Below are 21,321 nucleotides of genomic sequence, written 5' to 3' on the forward strand. Positions count from 1 at the left end.
TCGCCCTTATAGCTGCACGCCGGAGAAGGACATAAAGCCCAGCGCCATCAGTCCGGTGGTGATAAAGGTGATCCCTAACCCGCGCAGACCGGCGGGCACGTTGGCGTACTTCATTTTTTCGCGGATCCCCGCCATCGCGACGATCGCCAGCATCCAGCCGATGCCGGAACCAAAGCCGTAAACAATGGATTCCGGGAAGTTGTAATCGCGCTGCACCATGAACGACACGCCGCCGAAAATCGCACAGTTGACCGCAATCAGCGGCAGGAAGATCCCCAGCGCGTTGTACAGCGCCGGGAAGTATTTATCGAGGATCATCTCAAGTATTTGCACCAGCGCGGCGATCACTCCGATAAAGGTGATGAAGTTAAGAAAGCTGAGATCCACCCCCTCAACCAGCGCGCCGTCGCGCAGCACCAGGTTATAGACCAGGTTATTGATTGGCACGGCAAGCCCCAGCACTACCGTCACCGCGACGCCGAGGCCGAAGGCGGTGGAGACCTTTTTCGACACCGCAAGAAAGGTGCACATCCCAAGGAAGAAGGCCAGCGCCATGTTCTCAACGAACACCGCGCGGACAAACAGGCTGATATAATGAGCCATCACCGATTACTCCTTTTCCTGCTGCTCAGGCTTCCAGCTACGCAGGGCCCAGATCAGCAAACCGATAATGAAGAACGCGCTCGGCGCCAGCAGGAACAGGCCGTTCGGCTGATACCAGCCGCCGTTCTGTACCGTTTCCAGCACCGTGATACCGAACAGCTTGCCGCTACCGATAAGCTCGCGCAGGAAACCGACGATAATCAGGATCGCGCCATAGCCGAGACCGTTGCCAATACCGTCCATAAAGCTCGCCAGCGGCGGCGACTTCATGGCGTAGGCTTCGGCGCGCCCCATCACGATGCAGTTGGTGATGATAAGCCCGACGAATACCGACAACTGCTTGGAGGTCTCATAGGCGAAAGCCCGCAGCAGTTGATCCACCACGATAACCAGCGAGGCGATGATCGCCATCTGCACGATGATGCGCACGCTATTGGGAATATGGTGGCGGATCATCGAGATAAACATGCTGGAGAACGCCGTCACCAGCGTCACCGCAATGGTCATCACGAAGGCGGTTTCCAGTTTGGTGGTTACCGCCAGCGCGGAGCAGACGCCGAGCACCTGCAGGGCGATGGGGTTATTGGCGATAAGCGGCCCCACCAGCACGCGCTTCACCTCTTTCATATCGCTCTGTTCAGCCATTATTCAGCCCTCCCTCACGCACTTTTTTCAGGAACGGACCAAAGCCCAGTTCGCCCATCCAGAAATCAAAGCTATGCTGCACGCCGTTTGACGTCAGCGTGGCGCCGGATAAACCGTCAACCGCGTGGAGATCGCCGGCGCGCGCGCCGCCTTTCACCACCCGGAGTGCCGGCATGCCGCTGTCATCCAGCACCTGCTTGCCAATAAACTGCTGGCGCCAGTTCGGGTTCTCAACTTCGCCGCCCAGCCCCGGGGTTTCCCCCTGATCGTAATAAGTGATGCCTTTCACCGTGCGGCCATCGACGTCCAGCGCCACAAAGGCGTACATCATCGACCACAGGCCATTGCCGTAGATCGGCAGTACCATCTGCTCAATCTTCTGCTGCGCGTCGCGCACCAGATAAATTTCCGCCAGGTTGCTACGCCGCTTAATGCCGGCCGGATCCTGACTGGCGTCGAGCGCGATGCTCTGCTGCGGATCTTTCAGCGCCTGGGCCTGATTAAATTTACCCGGGTCTTTATCCAGCAGCTCGCCGGTCGCCAGATTCACCAGCCGCGGGGTAATGCGCGCCGCGAAGGTATCGGCTACCGCATCGGCATCCATCCCGGGCTGCATCAGGCCGGCGACGGCCAGAATATTGCGCTGCTTATCCAGCGCCCGCTGCGCCTGCTGGCGGGATTTCAGCCCCACGGCCGAGCCCGCTACCACGATGGAGCAGACCAGACAAAGCACCAGCACCACCAGCAGCGTTTTGCCGATGCTATCGTTACTTTTCTTCTCAGCCACGCGACTTCCTCCGCTTAATATTGGCCTGCACCACCAGGTAATCGAACAGCGGTGCGAAGAGGTTGGCGAAGAGGATGGCCAGCATCATCCCTTCCGGATAAGCCGGGTTCACCACGCGGATCAGTACACACATCACGCCGATCAGCACGCCGTAACTCCATTTTCCTTTATCGGTAAACGAGGCGGATACCGGGTCCGTCGCCATAAACATCATGCCGAAGGCAAAACCACCGAGCACCAGGTGCCAGTACCACGGCATAGCGAACATCGGGTTGGTGTCGGAGCCGATAACGTTAAACAGGGTGGCAGTGGCGATCATGCCGATCATCACCCCGGCGACAATGCGCCAGGACGCGACGCGGCCAAAAAGAATGATCGCCCCGCCAATCAGGATCATCAGCGTCGAGACTTCGCCTATTGAGCCGGGAATGTTGCCGAGGAAGGCGTCCATCCAGCTCACCGGGATGCCGGTCGCCACATTCACCAGCGCTTCACCGCCGCCGCTGGCCCACTGGGAGAGCGGCGTGGCGCCGGAGAAACCGTCTGCCGCCGTCCATACCAGGTCGCCGGAAATCTGCGCCGGATAGGCAAAGAACAGGAACGCGCGCCCCGCCAGCGCCGGGTTGAGGAAGTTGCGCCCGGTGCCGCCGAAAATCTCTTTGGCAATCACCACGCCGAATGAGATCCCCAGCGCCGCCTGCCATAGCGGCAGCGTGGGCGGCACAATCAGCGCAAACAGAATCGAGGTAACGAAAAAGCCTTCGTTGATCTCATGTTTGCGCACGATAGCGAACAGCACTTCCCAGAATCCACCGACGATAAAGACGGTGAGGTAGATAGGCAGAAAGAAGACCGCGCCCAGGGTCATCATGCTAAGCCAGCCGGCGTCGGCGTTGAAGCTGACCCCTAACCACTGGGCGACGCTATAGTGCCAGTTGTTGGCAATGACCTGCTGCAGCTGTTCGGCGCCGTACAGTTTGTGCAGCGCCGGAATGGTCTGCAAGCCGACGTTGTACATGCCCCAGAACATCGCCGGGAACACCGCAAACCAGACAAGGATCATCATCCGCTTGAGGTCGATGGCGTCGCGCACGTGCGCCGCGCCGCGGGTGACCTGCCCTGGCGTGTAGAAGATGGTCGCCGCCGCTTCATACAGCGGGTAATATTTTTCCAGCTTGCCGCCATGCGTGAAATGCGGCTCAAGTTTCTCAATCAGGTGCTTTAAGCCCATCTCTTATCCTTCCTGCTCAATCTGGGTTAACACGCTGCGCAGCGCCGGGCCGTATTCATATTTGCCCGGACAAACGTAGGTGCAGAGCGCCAGATCTTCTTCATCCAGCTCCAGACAGCCCAGCGCCTGGGCGCTATCGGTGTCCCCGGCCAGCAGATCGCGCAGCAATATGGTCGGCAGAATATCCAGCGGCATGACCCGCTCGTAGTTGCCGATAGGCACCATCGCCCGCTCGCCGCCGTGAGTATCAGTGGAAAAATTAAAGCGCTTGCGCTTAAAGAAATGACCAAGGGTGGTGCGGGTAATCGAGAACTTCTCTTTGCCCGGCATCACCCAGCCAAACAGCTCTTTTTCCCGACCTTCCCGAACCACGCTCACCTGCAGATGGAAACGCCCGAGGAAAGCGTGCGGGCCGTGGGCGCGGGTGCCGCTAAGTACCGAGCCGGAAATAACGCGGTTTTCACCCGCTTCCAGCTCGCCCGCCAACAGATCGTCCAGGCTGGCGCCCAGCGTCGTTTTGACCAGCCGCGGCGACTTTACCTGCGGGCCGCCGAGCGCAATCACCCGTTCGCAGTTCAGCTCGCCTTCAAGGAAAAGCTGACCGATAGCGATCGCATCCTGATAATTGAGGTGCCAGACCTGCTTATTCAGGCTCACTGGCTCCAGGAAGTGAATATGCGTTCCCGGCAGCCCCGCCGGGTGCGGCCCGGAGAACTGATTAAAACAGACCTGGCCGGCAGGATGGCCACCCAGCTTGCCGCCGCTGGGCTGGCAGACGTGCACTTTCCCGTCGGTCAGACGCGTCAGCACGGTAAGTCCGGCGTCAAAAGCGGCGCGTTCGGCCAGAATAATCGGCTGCGGCTCTGCTGCCAGCGGGTTGGTATCCATGGCGTTGACAAAAATAGCGGCGGGCACGCTGCCCGGGCGCGGCGTTTTACTGAACGGCCGGGTACGCAGTGCGGTCCACAGGCCCGACGCCAGCAGTTGCTGCTGTACGGTGTCGCGCGGCAGGTCGGCCAGCGCGTCCGCGGCGTAGCGGGTAAACGTCACCGCGTCATTGCCCTCGATATCTATCACCACCGACTGCAACACGCGCCGTTCACCGCGATGAATCGCGCTGACGACCCCGCTCGCCGGGGCAGTAAAGCAGACGCCGGGGATCTTTTTATCTTCAAACAGGATCTGACCTTTTTTGACCCGATCGCCTTCTTTGACCGCCATCGCGGGACGCATACCGACGTACTCTTCACCGAGTAGCGCGACGCGCTTCACCGCTGGCGCGGGAGAAATCTGCTGTAATGGCATGCCAGCTATGGGCAAATCCAGCCCTTTCGTGATTTTAATCATATTGTTAGCAGGTATCCGTAACCTCAACCCCGATGCATGCCGGGGCCAGCTTATTGACAGAATGGCAGAGAAGAAAGGGCGAAACAGCGCCCGTAGCGCTCAGAGCGGAAGAGAAGCATCCTTTCTTACTCTGGTGATGAACCGGCGCAAGTGTAACATTTCGTGAGCGACGGCTGTAGCGCGAGGGGCAATAAGTGCTTCTAAAATGCGAGCTATTGCGCAAAGTTCTCACTGTGTTTTTGTCGCAGGCAGGTTATAAAGTGAGGCTAAATTGTAAACGCCGCCACGTCGCCCTTGCGAAAAAATGCCGTGATGCTAATGTGAGCGCTCTAAATCCAGAAAACTCTGATTTCGGGTCTCTCTTGCCGTCCTGGCAATGTGGCTATTTTGTTTTATCAAGGAACAAGCAGTATGCGCAAAATCGCATTATTTATTGCGATGCTTCTGCTGCCGTGCGTGTCATTTGCCGGGCTGCTCAGCAGCAACAGCCCGACGACGCCGGTTAGCAAAGAATACAAGCAGCAATTAATGGGTTCACCGGTTTACATTGAGATCTTTAAAGAAGAGCGCATGCTCGACCTTTACGTCAAAATGGGTGAGACCTACCAGCTTCTCGATAGCTATCGGATCTGTAACTACTCCGGTGGCCTCGGTCCGAAACAGCGCCAGGGCGATTTCAAGAGTCCGGAAGGGTTCTATAACGTCACCCGCAGCCAGCTCAAACCTGACAGCCGCTTCTATAAAGCGATTAACATCGGCTTCCCGAACGCCTACGATCGCGCCCATGGTTATGAAGGGAAATATTTGATGATCCACGGCGACTGCGTCTCTATCGGCTGCTACGCCATGACCGACAGCGGGATCGATGAGATCTTCCAGTTCGTGACCGGCGCTTTAGTCTTCGGCCAGCCAAGCGTGCAGGTGAGTATCTATCCGTTCCGCATGACCAACGCTAACATGGAACGCCACAAATACTCCTACTATGCGGATTTCTGGAAACAGCTTAAGCCTGGCTATGACTATTTCCAGCAGACCCACAAGCCGCCGATCGTGTCAGTGACCGACGGCCGCTATGTGGTGAGCAAGCCGCTCAGTCACGAAGTTGTCCAGCCGCAGCTGGCCTCAAACTATACGCTCCCCGAGACAAAATAACGCCCACTCGCCTGGCATGATCTTGTGCCAGGTTTCATTGGCCGTCAGCGGCTGCGTGGCGATAACCGTGACCACATCGTTGGGTGTGGTCTCGCGTTGAAAGTCGATCTCCACATCCTGGTCCAGCAGTTTTGCCACCCCGAACGGCGCCCGCCGGGTGATCCAGTGCAGATTGGTCGAGCAGAACGCCATCACGTAGCGTCCGTCCGACAGCAGCATGTTGAACACCCCTTTCTCACGCAGCTCACCCGCCAGGGTGGCGATATACTTGAAAACGCCCAGCATATTGCCCGGCGTGCGCGGGTAGCGCTCGGTTAAGCGGTGCAGCAACCAACAAAACGCTTTTTCACTGTCGGTCTCGCCCACCGGATGGAAATTGCCGGTTTTCAGCGATTTATAGCCTTTAAGCTGCCCATTGTGCGCGTAGGTCCAGTTGCGCCCCCACAGTTCACGGGTAAACGGATGGGTGTTCTCCAGGGCCACCATCCCGCGATTGGCCTGACGGATATGGGCGACGACGGAACAGGACTTAATCGGGTAATCCTGGACCAGTTTCGCGATCGGCGACTGAAAGCTCGGCTGCGGATCTTTGAATGTGCGACAGCCTTTACCTTCATAGAAGGTGATGCCCCAGCCGTCTTTATGCGGCCCCGTCCCGCCGCCGCGCTGCACCAGCCCGGTAAAGCTAAAACAGATATCTGTTGGCACATTGGCGCTCATCCCGAGCAGTTCGCACATAGGTCACCTCACCATCACAAATCATGACGGCGCCGGAGCGAGGCCGCCGTCAACAGTACACACTCGCCTGCCTGTTAGCCTTTCGCCATCTCTTTTTCGATCAGCATAATCAGGATATGGATCACTTTGATGTGGATCTCCTGGATGCGGTCGGCGTAACCAAAGTGCGGCACGCGAATTTCAACATCGGCGGACCCCGCCATTTTGCCGCCGTCTTTGCCAGTCAGGGTGATCACTTTCATCCCCTGCGCGCGAGCGGCTTCAATCGCTTTGATCACGTTGCCGGAGTTGCCGGAGGTGGAGATCCCCAGCAGCACATCGCCTGCACGGCCGACGGATTCAACGTAGCGGGAGAACACATACTCATAGCCAAAATCATTGCTCACGCAGGAGAGGTGGCTGACGTCGGAGATCGCGATGGCCGGGTAACCCGGGCGGTTTTCGCGATAACGTCCTGTCAGCTCTTCCGCAAAATGCATCGCATCGCAATGGGAACCGCCGTTACCGCAGGACAGCACTTTCCCACCCGCCTTAAAGCTATCCGCCAGCAGGACAGCGGCACGCTGGATAGCATGGATATTGGCTTCGTCCTGCAGAAAGTTAGCCAGCGTTTCCGCGGCTTCGTTCAGTTCGTTACGAATAAGATCCTGGTACATGAGGATAATCCTTCAGTATGAGTGGAATAACCCTGGCAGTGTACCGGATAGCCGCCGAAGCGAGAAGCAGCAGGCAGCGTTATCCCCCGTCCTTTTGATTTTATGTGCCGCTTTTGCATACAACAATGTGAGCAAGGTTGTAATTATTTTGTAAACACATTGCTAAATAAAAACGCATACACTACAACCAATACATCACAAGTGGTCAGACCTCCTACAAGCTCAGGGAGAATTTCTCTATGATGATTTTGAGTATTGTTGCAACCATCGTTTTACTCGGTGCGCTCTTCTATCACCGGGTCAGCCTGCTGCTCAGCAGTGTAATTTTGCTCGCCTGGACCGCGGCGCTCGGCGCGGCCGGACTGTGGAATATCTGGCTGCTGCTGCCGCTGGCAATTATTCTGTTGCCGTTCAACTTTGCGCCAATGCGTAAATCCATGATTTCCGCACCGGCATTTCGCGCTTTCCGTAAGGTGATGCCGCCGATGTCGCGTACGGAAAAAGAAGCCATCGACGCCGGCACCACCTGGTGGGAAGGCGATCTGTTCCGCGGCAACCCGGACTGGCACAAGCTGCATAACTATCCGCAGCCGCGCCTGACCGCCGAAGAGCAGGCATTTATTGACGGCCCGGTGGAAGAAGCCTGCCGGATGGCTAACGACTTCGCCATCACCCACGAAATGGCCGACCTGCCGCCGGAGCTGTGGGCCTATCTGAAAGAGCATCGCTTCTTCGCGATGATCATTAAGAAAGAGTATGGCGGGCTTGAGTTCTCGGCTTACGCTCAGGCACGGGTACTGCAGAAACTCTCTGGCGTCTCCGGTATCCTGGCGATCACCGTCGGCGTCCCGAACTCGCTGGGCCCGGGCGAATTGCTGCAGCATTACGGTACTGAAGAGCAAAAGAATCATTATCTGCCGCGTCTGGCTCGCGGTCTGGAAATCCCCTGCTTCGCCCTCACCAGTCCGGAAGCGGGCTCTGACGCCGGCGCTATCCCGGATACCGGCGTGGTGTGCATGGGCGACTGGCAGGGTCAACAGGTGCTGGGGATGCGCCTGACCTGGAACAAACGCTATATCACCCTGGCGCCAATCGCCACCGTGCTGGGGCTGGCCTTCAAACTCTCTGACCCGGACCGTTTGCTGGGCGGTGAAGAAGAGCTGGGCATCACCTGCGCGCTGATCCCCACCTCAACGCCGGGTGTGGAAATTGGCCGCCGCCACTTCCCGCTGAACGTCCCGTTCCAGAACGGCCCAACCCGCGGCAAGGATATCTTCGTGCCGATCGATTACATCATCGGCGGCCCGAGCATGGCCGGTCAGGGCTGGCGCATGCTGGTTGAATGTCTGTCCGTGGGCCGCGGCATTACCCTGCCTTCCAACGCCACCGGTGGCCTGAAATCCGTCGCCATGGCGACCGGCGCTTACGCCCATATTCGCCGCCAGTTCAAAATTTCCATCGGCAAAATGGAAGGGATTGAAGAGGCGCTGGCGCGCATCGCCGGTAACGCCTACGTGATGGACGCCGCGGCGTCTCTTATCACCTACGGCATTATGCTCGGCGAGAAACCGGCAGTGTTGTCCGCGATTGTGAAATATCACTGTACCCACCGCGGCCAGCGCTCAATAATTGACGCGATGGATATTACCGGCGGGAAAGGCATCATGCTGGGCGAAGGTAACTTCCTCGCCCGGGCCTATCAGGGCGCACCGATCGCCATCACCGTTGAAGGCGCAAACATTCTGACCCGCAGCATGATGATCTTCGGTCAGGGGGCGATTCGCTGCCATCCGTACGTGCTGGAAGAGATGGCCGCCGCGCAGAATAACGACCTGAACGCCTACGATAAGCTGCTGTTCAAACACATCGGCCATGTCGGCAGTAATAAAGTTCGGAGTTTCTGGCTGGGCCTGACCGGCGGACGCACCAGCAGCGCGCCGACCCGTGACGCCACCCGTCGCTATTACCAGCAAATGAACCGCCTGAGCGCTAACCTCGCGCTGCTGTCAGACGTGTCGATGGCGGTACTGGGCGGCAGCCTCAAGCGTCGCGAACGTATCTCCGCGCGTCTGGGCGATGTGTTAAGCCAGCTGTACCTGGCCTCGGCGGTGCTGAAACGCTATGACGATGAAGGACGCAATGAAGCCGATCTGCCGCTGGTTCACTGGGGAGTGCAGGATGCACTGCACCAGGCGGAGCAAGCCATTGACGATCTGTTGGACAATTTCCCGAACCGTCTGGTGGCAGGCGTCATGCGTCTGGTCGTCTTCCCGACCGGCCGTCATCATCATGCGCCGTCGGATAAGCTGGACCATAAAGTCGCCAAAATTCTGCAGGTGCCCAGCGCCACCCGCTCCCGTATCGGTCGCGGTCAGTACCTGACGCCGAGCGAGCATAACCCGGTTGGTCTGCTGGAAGAAGCACTGCTGGAAGTGATGGCGGCCGATCCTATCCACCAGCGGATCTGCAAAGAGTTGGGTAAAAATCTGCCGTTCACCCGTCTGGATGAGCTGGCACATAACGCGCTGGCCAAAGGATTAATTAATCAGGAAGAAGCCGCTATTCTGACCCGTGCAGAGCACAGTCGCCTGCGCAGCATTAACGTCGACGACTTTGCACCAGAGGAGCTGGCAACGCAGCCGGTAAAGCTGCCGGAAAAAGTTCGCAAGGTTGAAGCCGCATAATAAAACAATCACCACATCACACGCCGGGCGGGGAATTTTCCCCGCCTTTTTTTCGTCATCCCCTCCTTCGTGGCTTCTGTCAGTAGCATTTTTTTAACAAAATATTCCGCTGACCGCCGCGAGGCTGATATGGTGTTACAGTTAACCTAACCCCCTCATGAGAATGGAGTTGACCATTGTGCCTGGCCTGAAAATTACGCTGTTGCAACAACCGCTGGTCTGGATGGACGGCCCTGCCAACCTGCGCCATTTTGATCGCCAACTGGAAGGGATTATCGGGCGCGATGTGATTGTTTTACCGGAGATGTTCACCACCGGCTTTGCCATGGAAGCGGCAAAACAGTCTTTACCCGAAGCCGACGTGGTGGAGTGGATGCATGCCCGGGCCGCGCAAACCCAGGCGCTGATTGCCGGCAGCGCCGCGCTGCAAACCGAACACGGCGCCATTAACCGCTTCCTGCTGGTCGAGCCCGACGGTACGGTGCACCATTACGATAAACGGCACCTGTTCCGGATGGCCGATGAACATCATCACTATGAGGCCGGAAACCAGCGCGTGGTCTTTGAATGGCGCGGATGGCGGATCCTGCCGCTGGTCTGTTACGACCTTCGCTTCCCGGTATGGTCGCGTAATCTGAACGACTATGATTTGGCGCTGTACGTCGCCAACTGGCCGGCGCCGCGCTCCCTGCACTGGCAGTCGCTGCTGGTCGCCCGCGCGATTGAGAACCAGGCCTACGTCGCCGGCTGTAACCGGGTCGGCACCGACGGCAATGGTCATCATTACCGCGGCGATAGCCGAATTATCAGCCCCCAGGGGGAGATTGTCGCCACCGCCGATCCGCATCAGGCCACCCGTCTTGACGCCGAACTGTCGCTGACTGCCCTCCAGGAATATCGGGAAAAATTTCCCGCCTGGCGCGATGCCGATCCTTTTACCCTCGATTAATATTTCCTCCGCTTTCTTCCTCATTCAGCGGCTAAAGAAAGCGGAATTTTGACTGTCAGCACACCACAGAATATTTGCCGGGCGCATTTCATTTCTGTTCTACACTGATTAAAAGACTCCATAACCAAACGGGCGGAGATCACCTTCAACTCACTTCTGCGTTGTAAATCATGAATTTTCTGTTGCTGGCGTTTTGTTAAATCACGCTGAGCGTTGCGTAAGAATATTATGTGAGCGTAATAGAAAATGGATAATAATAATCTGCTGTTAATAGAGAAGCGGCTGGTCACCCGTTTTCTCGATATGTTTATTCGGTTCGGGCTTATTCTGGCGCTAGCCTCATTCTGTTTTACCGTCTTTTCTCCCTTTATCAATATGATGCTCTGGGCGCTGATCCTCGCCGTGGCGCTCTATCCTTTACATCAATATTTTGCCGGACTGTTAGCCGGCAGACAGGGGCTGGCCTCGCTGGTGCTGGTGTTGTTAGGTATTTTACTGATCGTGATCCCCACGGTGCTGATGATCACCTCGCTGGCGGAAAGCGCCAGCGCCATGATTGATAAGATGGGCAGCCAAAGCTTTACCATTCCCCCGCCCTCCTCGCGCATTGCCGCGTTACCGATCATTGGCGAACGGCTTAGCGCCCTGTGGATGAGAGCTTCCGTCGATCTCCCGGGACTGCTCAGTAATTACCGCTCGCAAATCGGCGACATTGCCAAACAGTTTCTCAGCATTTTAGCCAGCATGGGCGGCGGGCTGATTGGCTTTATTATTTCGTTTATCGTCTCGGGAATTATGATGGCCTGGGGCGCAGCAGGCGCCATCAGCGCCCAGCGTATTGCCATCCGTATTACCGATGAGAATAAAGGCATAACCCTTACCCGCCTGTGTACCAGCACCATCCGCGCGGTCGCCCAGGGCGTCATCGGGGTGGCATTGATCCAGGCGCTGCTGGTCGGTGTGATCATGCTGATAGCCAGCATTCCCGCCGTCGGGATCTTCTTTATTCTGGCCCTGATCCTCGGCATCGCCCAGGTGCCGGTGATCCTGGTGACGGCCCCGGCCATTGCGCTGATGTGGAGTATCGGCACTCACAGTACCGGAATGGATATCTTCTACACCATCCTGCTGATCGTCGCCGGCATGGCCGATAACGTCCTCAAACCGTTGCTGCTGGGGCGCGGGGTCGATGCGCCAATGCCAGTGGTGCTGTTGGGCGCCCTCGGTGGAATGGCCTCTAACGGCATTCTCGGTATGTTCCTCGGCGCCACCCTGCTGGCCATCGGGTATCGGATCTTCATGACCTGGGTCAATGAAGGGCAACCCGCCCTGCCGCAGGATAAATAACCTCAAGGGAGCGTTACGCTCCCTTAATTCATTCCATAAACATCCGCACCGCACACCAGACCAGCAGCAGCGCCAGCAGCAAATTTAATTTTCTGCCATGACGTTCAAAAATCGGTTGAAACAACTGCCCGGCCAGCGCCCAGCAAAGATTACCGGCTATCCCAATTGCCGACAGCAACAGACCTGTCACCACCAGCCAGAATGGCTCGCGGGTCACCGGCAAAACAAAAGTCGACAGGGCCGTGATGCCGTACAGAATAATTTTGACATTCACAAACTGCAGACCGAGGCTGGCCCAGAAGCTGACAGGCCGCTCCGCCTGGCCGCCGCTGGCAGGGTCGCTGCGGGCAATATGCCAGGCCAGCCACAGAATATAGCCCGCGCCGATCCAGCGTAACAGGGAGGTAATCCCCCCATCCAGGGTGACGAGAGTGAACGTCAGCCCGGCACAAATCAGCATGATGATCACAAATCCGAGGCTCATGCCGGCCAGGACCCGCATGCTCCGTCGGAAGCCATGAGCAGTGACGCTGCTCAGTGCCAAAATATTATTCGGCCCGGGCGTCAGGGCGGTGATCAGGGTATAGGTTAAAAATGCGCTAATCAGGGTAGGTGTCACGGGTTTTCTCCTCTTGTCTGGCAGACAGTACCCGAAGCTGATAATTTAAAAAAATGAATGTTTTTTCATTCTGACTTCGAGAATATCGATATAAAGAGGAACTATGGATCTGCGACGCTTTATCACCTTCAAAACGGTTGTCGAAGAAGGGTCCTTTCTGCGCGCGGCGCAAAAGCTGTGCTGCACCCAATCCACCGTGACCTTTCATATCCAGCAGCTGGAGCAGGAGCTTGCCATCCCGCTGTTTGAGAAAATCGGCCGGCGGATGTGTCTCACCGCCGCCGGTAAAAATGTCCTGCCGCATGTCTACGACCTGACCAAAGTGATGGCGTCGATTCGTCAGGCGGCGCGCCAGGACGATGAGCCCAGCGGTGAACTCCGCGTGGCCACCGGCGAAACCCTGCTCGCATATAAAATGCCGCCGGTGCTGCAGCGTTTTAAGCAACGCGCCCCGAAGGTCCGGCTGTCACTGCAGTCGCTCAATTGCTACAGCATCCGCGATGCGCTGCTCGCTGACGAAGTCGACCTGGGGGTGTTTTACCGGGTGGGTAACGATGATGCGCTGAACATGCTCGAGCTTGGCCCGCAGCCGCTGGTGCTGGTCGCATCTGTCGATCAGGCGCCGGTCGATTTTTTGCGCCCGCAGCAGCATATCCCGCTGAGCTTTATCATCAACGAGCCCCAGTGCGTGTTTCGGCAGATTTTTGAAAGCACCCTGCGCCAGCGCGGTATTACTATGGAGAACACCATTGAACTGTGGAGTATCGAAAGCATCAAGCAGTGCGTGGCGGGCAACCTTGGGGTGAGCTTTCTGCCGCGCTTTGCTGTGGAGGAGGAGCTGAAGCGCGGGACGCTGGTCGAGCTGCCGTTCAGCGAGACGCCGCTGACAATCCATGCGCTCTGCGCCCGTCACGCCGGGAAGGCAATCAGTCCGGCGATGCAGGTATTTATGCAGTGCATGCAGGAAGCACTGCAGGAGAGCTAAACTCGGGGGATGAAAACGACGAAAGCCTGAATCATTGCTGATTCAGGCTTTCTGAATAGTGGCGGAACGGACGGGACTCGAACCCGCGACCCCCTGCGTGACAGGCAGGTATTCTAACCGACTGAACTACCGCTCCGCGTTGTTGTTCCGTTGGGAACGAGGCGAATATTACGGATTCCCCTCTACCCCGTCAACGCTTTTTCTACCGTTTTGAATCGTTTGCTGCAAAAATCGCCCAACCGCCTACTTTTAATCCATTTTAGTGGTTATCAGGCACGCCACAGGCAGCTTCCGCCTTTCTTTTGTACCAGGTCGAGGCGGGATTCATGGTTCACCAGTTCCTCATCAGAAGCATAAACCACGCGTAACTGGCTGGCGGCGCGAACGACGCGCTGAATGCCCATCTCTCCTGCCTGCTGCTGGCTTTCACCTTCCATAGAGAACGCCATCGACGTCTGGCCGCCAGTCATCATCAAATAGACATCGGCCAGGATCTGGGCATCGAGTAATGCCCCGTGCAGCGTACGCTTGCTGTTATCTATTTCGTAGCGCGAACATAATGCATCCAGACTGTTGCGCTTGCCGGGGAACATCTTCCGCGCCAGCGCCAAACTGTCGGTAATTTTACAAAAGGTCTCGGTTTTCCCGATGCCGCGGTTGAGCTTACCGAACTCATAATCCATAAAGCCGATATCGAACGAAGCGTTATGGATGACCAGCTCCGCGCCGCGGATGTAATCCATAAACTCATCGGCAACGTCGGCAAAGGTGGGTTTATCCAGCAGAAATTCGTCAGCGATCCCATGCACGCCGAACGCCTCAGGATCCACCAGCCGGTCGGGCTTCAGATAGACGTGGAAATTGTTGCCGGTCAGGCGGCGGTTGATCACCTCCACCGCGCCGATTTCAATGATCTTGTGTCCTTCGTAGTGCGCTCCGATCTGGTTCATACCGGTGGTTTCGGTATCGAGAACAATCTGGCGCGTAATTGCAGTGCTCATAGCGGTCATTTATGTCAGACTTATCGTTTACAAATCGATTTCAATTACAGGAAGTCTACCAGAGATGCTCAAACAGGTAGAAATTTTCACCGACGGCTCTTGCCTGGGAAATCCAGGACCCGGCGGTTACGGCGCCATCATGCGCTACCGCCAACACGAAAAAACGTTCAGCGCCGGCTACCGTCTGACCACCAATAATCGTATGGAACTGATGGCGGCGATCGTCGCCCTGGAAGCATTAAAAGAGCATTGCGAAGTGGTGCTCAGCACCGACAGCCAGTATGTTCGTCAGGGGATCACCCAGTGGATCCACAACTGGAAAAAGCGTGGCTGGAAAACGGCAGAGAAAAAACCGGTGAAAAACGTCGACCTCTGGCAGCGACTGGATGCCGCGCTTGGCCAGCATAAAATCAAATGGGAATGGGTGAAGGGCCACGCCGGCCATCCTGAAAACGAACGCTGCGACGAACTGGCCCGCGCGGCGGCCTCTCATCCCACTCAGGACGACATCGGCTACCAGCCGGAAAGCTAATTCTGCCCCTTGCGCCACTGCCGGGTGGCGCCGACTGCCGGCCGCAGCTGCGTTTTCGCTTTGCCGGATTTCATCGGATTGAGCGTCAGCGGAATGGTCCGTTTGCGGGCGATAATCAACTGCAAACAGCCTAACGCCGGCAGATGGGTACTCAACAGTTTTCCGCCATGACGTGACCAGGGTAAAACCTGGTAACGCCCATAGTGCAGCACTTCAAAGTTGAGCAGCGACAGCCAGTCCAGCTGCCGCATCAGCGTAAACATACGGCTATTGTACGGCGTACCTTTGCGCAGGACCGGCACCAGCTTACGCAACCCCATCAGGCTGACCGGATTAAATCCGGTCAGAATCATCCAGCCATCATCAATCAGTACGCGATCGGCTTCCCGCAGCAGACGATGCGGATCGCTACACCACGGCAACGTATGCGCCAGCAGGCAGGCGTCGACAGACTTTTCGGCAAAGGGTAAATGCAGCGGATCGGCCCGAACCTGCATCGGGTTTCCTGCCAGCGAGACATTGACCTGGTGCGAGATGGCGCAAGCTTCGGTATTGATTTCCGCGCTCAGATTGCCAATCTTAAGCAGATGAAAGCCATATAATTTAGCCAGCCACGGTTTCATCTGCTGCTCCAGCGTTTCGCGATAGTATTCGCCCCACGGCATACTGGACCAATGCTCAGGCGCTGTCACTGTGTGAGGTATCCTTGCCGGCTTCATTGCCACCTTCCGCTACGCTTTAGAGGTAATTTATGAATCTTATCAGCATTCCCGCGTTTCAGGACAACTACATCTGGGTTCTCAGTGAGAATAACGGCCGCTGCGTCATCGTTGACCCGGGCGAAGCCGCACCGGTTCTGGCGGCAATCGAAGAAAACCAGTGGCAGCCCGAAGCCATTTTACTGACTCATCATCATCAGGATCACGTCGGCGGCGTAAAACAACTACGGGAGAAATTCCCTTCTGTGGCGGTTTACGGTCCGGCGGAGACCCAGGATAAGGGAGTCACTCAGGTGGTAGGCGATGGCGATCGGCTGTCAATTCTCGGGCACGATTTTTCCATTTTCTCCACGCCAGGTCACACATTAGGACATATCTGTTACTACAGCGAACCTTATTTGTTTTGCGGCGATACGATGTTTTCCGGCGGCTGTGGAAGGCTGTTCGAAGGTACTGCAGAGCAGATGTATCAATCATTTATGAAAATTAACGCTCTTCCGGCAGAAACCCTCATATGTTGCGCACATGAATATACGTTAGCAAATATGAAGTTTGCTTTAAGTATCCTGCCAGATGATAGGGATATAAACGATTACTATCATAAAGTTAATGAGTTACGTGCAAAAAAACAAAAAACACTACCCGTAACTCTGAAAAATGAGCGCCGTATAAATTTATTTTTACGCATAAATGATGTTGATTTAATTGATAAAATTAACAAAGAAACAAATTTGCAACACTCTGTGGCGCGATTTGCATGGTTAAGGTCAAAGAAAGATGACTTCTGATATTTAATTCTTGTCATCGGACAACTTCGCCGTTATCCTTGGTCGTCTTTTAAGCAACTATTGACACACACATGAAGGCACGAGCGATATTATTCGCCTCTGTCCTGCTGGTGGGGTGCCAGGCGTCTAAGCACGATGGCACCGTCGAACAGCGAGCACAGAGCCTTTCTGCGGCTGGTCAAGGGGAAGCAGGCAAGTTCACAAGTCAAGCGCGCTGGTTAGATGATGGAACCTTCTACGCGCAAGACCAGGATCTGTGGACTTCCATAGGCGACGAGCTAAAGATGGGAATTCCGGATAACCCCCGGATTCGCGAACAGAAACAGAAGTACTTAAGAAATAAGAGCTATCTCCACGATGTAACTTTACGGGCAGAGCCGTATATGTACTGGATAGCCGGGCAGGTTAAGAAACGTAACATGCCAATGGAACTGGTATTACTACCCATAGTGGAGAGCGCTTTTGACCCACACGCGACGTCTGGCGCCAATGCCGCAGGCATCTGGCAGATCATTCCGAGCACAGGGCGCAATTATGGTTTAAAACAGACCCGCAGTTACGATGCGCGTCGTGACGTCGTCGCGTCTACTACTGCGGCGCTGGACATGATGCAACGTCTGAACAAAATGTTCGACGGCGACTGGTTGTTAACGGTCGCAGCCTATAACAGCGGTGAAGGTCGGGTCATGAAGGCAGTAAAAGCGAACCGTTCGCGTGGTAAACCCACCGATTTCTGGTCGCTGTCTCTGCCGCATGAAACGAAAATCTACGTACCGAAAATGCTGGCATTGAGCGACATTCTCAAAAACAGCAAGCGTTACGGCGTAAAGCTGCCTACGGCCGATGAAAGCCGTGCGCTGGCGCGCGTTCGCCTCGACAGCCCGGTTGATATTTCTCAGCTCGCGGACATGGCAGGAATGCCGGTCAGCAAACTGAAAACCTTCAACGCTGGCGTAAAGGGGTCAACGCTGGGCGCTAGCGGGCCAAAGTACGTCATGGTGCCGCAGAAGCACGCCGCTCAGCTGCGTGAATCGCTGGCCTCTGGCGACATTGCCGCCGTGCAGCCAACGCAGCTCGCGGACAATACGCCGCTGACCAGCCGTAGCTATAAGGTACGCTCTGGCGACACGATTTCCGGGATTGCTTCGCGTCTCGGCGTCACGACCCGTGATTTGCAGCAGTGGAACAATCTGCGCGGTTCAGGGTTGAAAGTCGGGCAGAATCTGGTTGTCGGCGCCGGCAGCAGCGCACAGCGCCTGGCGAACAACAGCGATAGCATCACCTATCGTGTTCGCAAAGGTGATTCGCTGTCGAGCATCGCCAAACGTCACGGTGTTAATATCCGCGACGTGATGCGCTGGAACAGCGATACCGATAATCTGCGGCCTGGCGATCAGCTAACGCTGTTTGTGAAAAACAGCGATCGACCAGAGTCCTGATACCTCAGGGTTCGATAAAAAGGCACCGACTTCCCCCGGTGCCTTTTTTGTTGCCCGAGTTAGACGGCCTTATGCGCTTCGAACAGGATGGTATCGCTGGTAAACGATCCGTCCTGCTGTAACTCGAAGTACGCTTTGACCTCCGCCGAAGCGCTCTGCTGATATAAGCGAATCGCCTCCACCAGCGGCTCAGGTGTACGCATCCGCGCCACCCATGAGCTGAACTCCAGCGGCAGGCGATCGGTCGATAAATGATTAATCACCAGACCTGCGTCATTGGCCAGCGCCAGCCACTCGCCGCTGGAATAATTACGCACGTGCGAGGTATCGCGCAGCGCTTCCACGGTCTGCAACCAGATATCACGCACCGGATGACCCGGCGACATCACATCCATAATGATCATCACCCCGCCCGGCTTCAGCACCCGTTTCACCTCACGCAGCGCCTGGCCGACATCATGCCAGTGGTGAGCGGAGTAGCGGCTAATCACCACATCAAAACTGGCATCAGCGAACGGCAGCGTTTCGGCATATCCCTGCTGGGTCACGATATTGCTAAAGCCTTTCTCTTTTGCCGCCGCGGTAACCACTTCCAGCATCTGGCTTGATAAATCATAGGCGGTCACCTTGGCAACCTGTCCCGCCGCGGCAAAGCTGGCGTGCCCTGCCCCGCAGCCCATATCCAGCACTTTCGCCTGGGGGAAATCGGCCAGCCGTTCCGCCAGCCGCTGCAGATCGCGCCCGGAGGCGTGCACGGCGCTGGTCAGATAGGCGCTAGCCTGGGAGCCGAACTGCTTTTCGACGTTGTCATGGTGAGAGCGTGTTGTCATTGTGTTGTCCTTCGGTTGTGTGAGTAATTTAGGGCAGCATCATGCTGAACGCAGACCTGCCCGATGGCAGGCCTGACATACCTTAAATTAATCAGGCTTGCCGGGACTGAATTCGACTAGTAGCGGGTTGTGATCGGAGGCGCGGGTCACCAGCACGGAAGCATCGTGCACGCTTAACCCACGATAGAACACAAAATCGAGCGGACGGCCAAACGCACGGCGGCGCTGGTCATCAGAGAAACGAACTTCGCGTAACGACATCTCGCGCGCAAAGCGGTACAGCGCGTTCATCCGCGGCCGGCTCCAGGCATTGAAGTCTCCAGCCATGATCACCGGCCCGCTGTGATGGGCAATCTGATCGCCAATCGGCAGCAGCTGTTTGCTGTAAACGTCGACGCCGAGGCTAAAGTTGACGGCATGGATGTTGACCACCATCAGCAGCCGCGCATCGGGCAGCGGATAGACGGTCACTAATGCTGATTTCGGCAGGCGCAAAATAGGCTCACGCTCGCGCAGTGGGCAGCAATAGATGGGGTGAGCAGAGGCCAGCGTCATGACGCCAGAAGGATGCTGCGGCAGCACCAGAGCGGGTACCTGATCGGCAGCCAGGTAGTTGGTGGTCGCAAACCTGACCAGCTCAGGTGTGGTTTGCGCCTCCTGCAGCAGGACTAAATGCGCATCTTTGCCAAAGTTCTTAAGGACCGACTGCCACTCTGCGCGCTGTTGTTTGAAGATATTCCATACCAGCACGCGGATTTTGTCATCGCTGCTTAACGGCGTGCCGGCCGGATAAACCGGACTCACGCCCGCAAACGCCCCCGGAGGCAATATTCTCTCCGCAGGTTGTCCGGCGACGTAGCGCATGGCATAGGTATTCTTTCGCAATTTGGGCATTAATCCTCAATAACAGAAACCAGCCCAACAACGACTGGTTCTTCCGTTATAGGGATTTTCCCACCCACTTTCAATGCAATTTGCGATTAACGCTTAACCTTCGACAGAAACCGCTGCTGAACGGCGCGGCGATTTATCTAAACGACCGCTCAGTACCACCAACAGCAAGGCGACCAGTACGATCACCGCACCAATCCACGGCGTCTGCGCCAGGCCGTACCGCTCAACCGTCTGCCCGCCGACGATTGACCCCAGAGCAATGCCCACATTGAAGGCGGCAATATTCAGGCCGGAAGCGACGTCGACGGCGCCAGGCGTGTACTGTTCGGCTTTTTGCACCACATACACCTGCAGACCCGGCACGTTGCCGAAAGCGAAGATGCCCATCACCAGCACCGTTGCCAGCGCGGCATAGTGGATGCTGGCGGTCATCTGGAAGACCAGCAGCAGCACCACCAGCGCGGCAAAGATGAACGTCAGCGCGGAGACGGCGCCATGCTTATCGGCCAGTTTGCCCCCCCACACATTACCGATAGCGACCGAGACACCATAGCCCAACAGGATCCAGCTCACCGCTGACGGACTAAAACCGGCCAGCTCCTGCATCATCGGCGCAAGAAACGTAAACGCGGTAAATACGCCACCGTAGCCCAGCGCGGTAATGGCGTAGATCATCAGCAGACGCGGATGGGTTAATACTTTCATCTGATCGCGCAGGCTGGCGCTGGCGCGGCCCGGAATATTATTCGGTACCAGAATCAGGCTGCTGATAAGGGCAATGACGCCCAGAATCGATACCGCAAGAAACGTTTCCCGCCAGCCAAAATGCTGGCCGATGAAAGTCCCGAACGGTACCCCGGTTACCAGTGCGACCGTCAGGCCGCCGAACATAATGGCAATGGCCGAGGCCGCTTTCTCTTTTGCCACCAGGCTGGTGGCGATTGTCGAGCCAATAGAGAAGAACACGCCGTGTGCCAGGCCGGTCAGCAGACGGGCCAGGATCAGCGTTTCATAGCCCGGGGCCTGCCAGGCCAGCACATTACCCGCCGTAAACAGGACCATCAACGCCAGCAGTAGCTGTTTACGCGGCATACGCCCCGTTAACGCCGTCAGCACCGGAGCGCCGATAGCTACGCCCAGCGCGTAGATAGAGACCAGCAGTCCTGCAGAAGGCAAAGAGATAGAGAGTTGCTGGGCGATGGTCGGGACCAGGCCGACAATCACAAATTCAGTGGTGCCAATTGCGAAGGCACCGACAGTTAAGGCAAATAGCGCCAGTGGCATAATTTACTCCGTAGCATCAGGATTAAGATGACACGTAGTATGAAGGGTTGTATAAATAACAAAAACTATCAAAGTATCAATAGAATTTTGC

The 21,321-nt window shown here is 56.5% G+C and carries 21 protein-coding genes and 1 tRNA gene; 8 read left to right on the forward strand and 14 right to left on the reverse strand.

Annotated features, from left to right (window positions below; all coding sequences use genetic code 11):
• Positions 1 to 6: 6 nt before the first annotated feature.
• Genes nqrE through B8P98_RS22410 form a run of 5 tightly spaced genes read right to left on the reverse strand, consistent with a single transcriptional unit; the run spans position 7 to position 4,613 of the window.
• A complete protein-coding gene (gene nqrE / locus B8P98_RS22390; RefSeq protein WP_004177335.1) occupies positions 7 to 603 on the reverse strand; it encodes an NADH:ubiquinone reductase (Na(+)-transporting) subunit E in 597 nt (198 codons plus the stop codon).
• A 6-nt stretch (positions 604 to 609) separates the two neighbouring features.
• Positions 610 to 1,248, reverse strand: coding sequence for an NADH:ubiquinone reductase (Na(+)-transporting) subunit D (locus B8P98_RS22395; RefSeq protein ID WP_002889716.1), 639 nt, complete (start codon positions 1,246 to 1,248; stop codon positions 610 to 612).
• The gene (locus B8P98_RS22400) at positions 1,241 to 2,035 is read right to left on the reverse strand and encodes a Na(+)-translocating NADH-quinone reductase subunit C (protein ID WP_025714963.1); all 795 of its coding nucleotides are present in this window, start codon (positions 2,033 to 2,035) and stop codon (positions 1,241 to 1,243) included. Before B8P98_RS22400 ends, B8P98_RS22395 begins: the two co-directional genes overlap by 8 nt.
• Positions 2,028 to 3,266 (reverse strand): NADH:ubiquinone reductase (Na(+)-transporting) subunit B, encoded by a 1,239-nt coding sequence (locus B8P98_RS22405; protein WP_025714964.1) that lies wholly within the window; start codon positions 3,264 to 3,266, stop codon positions 2,028 to 2,030. Before B8P98_RS22405 ends, B8P98_RS22400 begins: the two co-directional genes overlap by 8 nt.
• A 3-nt stretch (positions 3,267 to 3,269) precedes the next feature.
• The gene (locus B8P98_RS22410; protein WP_087805551.1) at positions 3,270 to 4,613 is read right to left on the reverse strand and encodes a Na(+)-translocating NADH-quinone reductase subunit A; all 1,344 of its coding nucleotides are present in this window, start codon (positions 4,611 to 4,613) and stop codon (positions 3,270 to 3,272) included.
• A 411-nt stretch (positions 4,614 to 5,024) separates the two neighbouring features.
• Between B8P98_RS22410 and dpaA the strand changes: the two genes are divergently transcribed.
• On the forward strand, positions 5,025 to 5,765 hold the full coding sequence (gene dpaA, locus B8P98_RS22420; RefSeq protein ID WP_025714966.1) for a peptidoglycan meso-diaminopimelic acid protein amidase: 741 nt from the start codon (positions 5,025 to 5,027) through the stop codon (positions 5,763 to 5,765).
• Here dpaA and B8P98_RS22425 read toward each other — a convergent pair.
• Both B8P98_RS22425 and lpcA read right to left on the reverse strand, forming a co-directional pair.
• Positions 5,736 to 6,503 (reverse strand): class II glutamine amidotransferase, encoded by a 768-nt coding sequence (locus B8P98_RS22425; protein WP_004204630.1) that lies wholly within the window; start codon positions 6,501 to 6,503, stop codon positions 5,736 to 5,738. The genes dpaA and B8P98_RS22425 overlap by 30 nt on opposite strands.
• A 74-nt stretch (positions 6,504 to 6,577) precedes the next feature.
• A complete protein-coding gene (lpcA, locus tag B8P98_RS22430; protein WP_004145825.1) occupies positions 6,578 to 7,159 on the reverse strand; it encodes a D-sedoheptulose 7-phosphate isomerase in 582 nt (193 codons plus the stop codon).
• A gap of 239 nt (positions 7,160 to 7,398) precedes the next feature.
• Between lpcA and fadE the strand changes: the two genes are divergently transcribed.
• From fadE to B8P98_RS22445, 3 genes are all read left to right on the forward strand, one after another.
• Complete coding sequence (gene fadE / locus B8P98_RS22435) at positions 7,399 to 9,843, forward strand: acyl-CoA dehydrogenase FadE (RefSeq protein WP_087805555.1); 2,445 nt, start codon at positions 7,399 to 7,401, stop codon at positions 9,841 to 9,843.
• A gap of 178 nt (positions 9,844 to 10,021) precedes the next feature.
• A complete protein-coding gene (locus B8P98_RS22440; protein WP_095033661.1) occupies positions 10,022 to 10,792 on the forward strand; it encodes an amidohydrolase in 771 nt (256 codons plus the stop codon).
• A gap of 246 nt (positions 10,793 to 11,038) precedes the next feature.
• On the forward strand, positions 11,039 to 12,139 hold the full coding sequence (locus B8P98_RS22445; RefSeq protein WP_025714969.1) for an AI-2E family transporter: 1,101 nt from the start codon (positions 11,039 to 11,041) through the stop codon (positions 12,137 to 12,139).
• Positions 12,140 to 12,167: 28 nt separating this feature from the next.
• Here the strand turns inward: B8P98_RS22445 and eamB are convergent, their stop codons facing one another.
• Positions 12,168 to 12,758: a cysteine/O-acetylserine transporter gene (gene eamB, locus B8P98_RS22450; RefSeq protein WP_025714970.1), complete on the reverse strand. Its 591-nt coding sequence runs from the start codon at positions 12,756 to 12,758 to the stop codon at positions 12,168 to 12,170.
• A 103-nt stretch (positions 12,759 to 12,861) separates the two neighbouring features.
• Here eamB and B8P98_RS22455 point away from each other — a divergent pair, with 103 nt between their 5' ends.
• Complete coding sequence (locus B8P98_RS22455; protein WP_025714971.1) at positions 12,862 to 13,743, forward strand: LysR family transcriptional regulator; 882 nt, start codon at positions 12,862 to 12,864, stop codon at positions 13,741 to 13,743.
• A 59-nt stretch (positions 13,744 to 13,802) separates the two neighbouring features.
• Here B8P98_RS22455 and B8P98_RS22460 read toward each other — a convergent pair.
• A tRNA-Asp gene (locus B8P98_RS22460) sits at positions 13,803 to 13,879 on the reverse strand.
• A gap of 133 nt (positions 13,880 to 14,012) precedes the next feature.
• Complete coding sequence (gene dnaQ, locus B8P98_RS22465; protein WP_004204621.1) at positions 14,013 to 14,744, reverse strand: DNA polymerase III subunit epsilon; 732 nt, start codon at positions 14,742 to 14,744, stop codon at positions 14,013 to 14,015.
• A 64-nt stretch (positions 14,745 to 14,808) separates the two neighbouring features.
• Between dnaQ and rnhA the strand changes: the two genes are divergently transcribed.
• Positions 14,809 to 15,276 carry a ribonuclease HI gene (rnhA, locus tag B8P98_RS22470; protein WP_004204620.1) on the forward strand — a complete coding sequence of 156 codons (468 nt, stop codon included), beginning with the start codon at positions 14,809 to 14,811 and terminating at the stop codon, positions 15,274 to 15,276.
• Here the strand turns inward: rnhA and B8P98_RS22475 are convergent.
• Entirely contained in the window at positions 15,273 to 15,995 is a 723-nt protein-coding gene (locus B8P98_RS22475; protein WP_025714972.1) for a class I SAM-dependent methyltransferase, read from the reverse strand. The genes rnhA and B8P98_RS22475 overlap by 4 nt on opposite strands.
• A 32-nt stretch (positions 15,996 to 16,027) precedes the next feature.
• Between B8P98_RS22475 and gloB the strand changes: the two genes are divergently transcribed.
• Both gloB and mltD read left to right on the forward strand, forming a co-directional pair.
• On the forward strand, positions 16,028 to 16,783 hold the full coding sequence (gloB, locus tag B8P98_RS22480) for a hydroxyacylglutathione hydrolase (protein ID WP_095033422.1): 756 nt from the start codon (positions 16,028 to 16,030) through the stop codon (positions 16,781 to 16,783).
• 71 nt (positions 16,784 to 16,854) lie between these two features.
• Positions 16,855 to 18,222 (forward strand): murein transglycosylase D, encoded by a 1,368-nt coding sequence (gene mltD, locus B8P98_RS22485; protein ID WP_025714974.1) that lies wholly within the window; start codon positions 16,855 to 16,857, stop codon positions 18,220 to 18,222.
• 59 nt (positions 18,223 to 18,281) lie between these two features.
• On the opposite strand, the gene B8P98_RS22490 is transcribed toward mltD, so the two are convergent.
• The 3 genes from B8P98_RS22490 to B8P98_RS22500 form a co-directional block, all read right to left on the reverse strand.
• On the reverse strand, positions 18,282 to 19,052 hold the full coding sequence (locus tag B8P98_RS22490; protein WP_080897026.1) for a class I SAM-dependent methyltransferase: 771 nt from the start codon (positions 19,050 to 19,052) through the stop codon (positions 18,282 to 18,284).
• Between the two features lie 87 nt (positions 19,053 to 19,139).
• A complete protein-coding gene (locus B8P98_RS22495) occupies positions 19,140 to 19,937 on the reverse strand; it encodes an endonuclease/exonuclease/phosphatase family protein (protein ID WP_087805559.1) in 798 nt (265 codons plus the stop codon).
• A gap of 102 nt (positions 19,938 to 20,039) precedes the next feature.
• Positions 20,040 to 21,230 carry an MFS transporter gene (locus B8P98_RS22500; RefSeq protein ID WP_025714977.1) on the reverse strand — a complete coding sequence of 397 codons (1,191 nt, stop codon included), beginning with the start codon at positions 21,228 to 21,230 and terminating at the stop codon, positions 20,040 to 20,042.
• Between the last annotated feature and the right edge of the window lie 91 nt (positions 21,231 to 21,321).

The sequence above is a fragment of the Klebsiella quasivariicola genome (assembly GCF_002269255.1).
In the GTDB taxonomy this organism is placed as follows: domain Bacteria; phylum Pseudomonadota; class Gammaproteobacteria; order Enterobacterales; family Enterobacteriaceae; genus Klebsiella; species Klebsiella quasivariicola.

What these genes read in the sequence shown, in the direction of transcription:
- nqrE (WP_004177335.1), bottom strand. Translation starts at nt 603, where the DNA reads ATGGCTCATTATATCAGCCTGTTTGTCCGCGCGGTGTTCGTTGAGAAC.
- B8P98_RS22395 (WP_002889716.1), bottom strand. Translation starts at nt 1,248, where the DNA reads ATGGCTGAACAGAGCGATATGAAAGAGGTGAAGCGCGTGCTGGTGGGG.
- B8P98_RS22405 (WP_025714964.1), bottom strand. Translation starts at nt 3,266, where the DNA reads ATGGGCTTAAAGCACCTGATTGAGAAACTTGAGCCGCATTTCACGCAT.
- B8P98_RS22410 (WP_087805551.1), bottom strand. Translation starts at nt 4,613, where the DNA reads ATGATTAAAATCACGAAAGGGCTGGATTTGCCCATAGCTGGCATGCCA.
- dpaA (WP_025714966.1), top strand. Translation starts at nt 5,025, where the DNA reads ATGCGCAAAATCGCATTATTTATTGCGATGCTTCTGCTGCCGTGCGTG.
- B8P98_RS22425 (WP_004204630.1), bottom strand. Translation starts at nt 6,503, where the DNA reads ATGTGCGAACTGCTCGGGATGAGCGCCAATGTGCCAACAGATATCTGT.
- lpcA (WP_004145825.1), bottom strand. Translation starts at nt 7,159, where the DNA reads ATGTACCAGGATCTTATTCGTAACGAACTGAACGAAGCCGCGGAAACG.
- fadE (WP_087805555.1), top strand. Translation starts at nt 7,399, where the DNA reads ATGATGATTTTGAGTATTGTTGCAACCATCGTTTTACTCGGTGCGCTC.
- B8P98_RS22445 (WP_025714969.1), top strand. Translation starts at nt 11,039, where the DNA reads ATGGATAATAATAATCTGCTGTTAATAGAGAAGCGGCTGGTCACCCGT.
- B8P98_RS22455 (WP_025714971.1), top strand. Translation starts at nt 12,862, where the DNA reads ATGGATCTGCGACGCTTTATCACCTTCAAAACGGTTGTCGAAGAAGGG.
- dnaQ (WP_004204621.1), bottom strand. Translation starts at nt 14,744, where the DNA reads ATGAGCACTGCAATTACGCGCCAGATTGTTCTCGATACCGAAACCACC.
- rnhA (WP_004204620.1), top strand. Translation starts at nt 14,809, where the DNA reads ATGCTCAAACAGGTAGAAATTTTCACCGACGGCTCTTGCCTGGGAAAT.
- B8P98_RS22475 (WP_025714972.1), bottom strand. Translation starts at nt 15,995, where the DNA reads ATGAAGCCGGCAAGGATACCTCACACAGTGACAGCGCCTGAGCATTGG.
- gloB (WP_095033422.1), top strand. Translation starts at nt 16,028, where the DNA reads ATGAATCTTATCAGCATTCCCGCGTTTCAGGACAACTACATCTGGGTT.
- mltD (WP_025714974.1), top strand. Translation starts at nt 16,855, where the DNA reads ATGAAGGCACGAGCGATATTATTCGCCTCTGTCCTGCTGGTGGGGTGC.
- B8P98_RS22490 (WP_080897026.1), bottom strand. Translation starts at nt 19,052, where the DNA reads ATGACAACACGCTCTCACCATGACAACGTCGAAAAGCAGTTCGGCTCC.
- B8P98_RS22500 (WP_025714977.1), bottom strand. Translation starts at nt 21,230, where the DNA reads ATGCCACTGGCGCTATTTGCCTTAACTGTCGGTGCCTTCGCAATTGGC.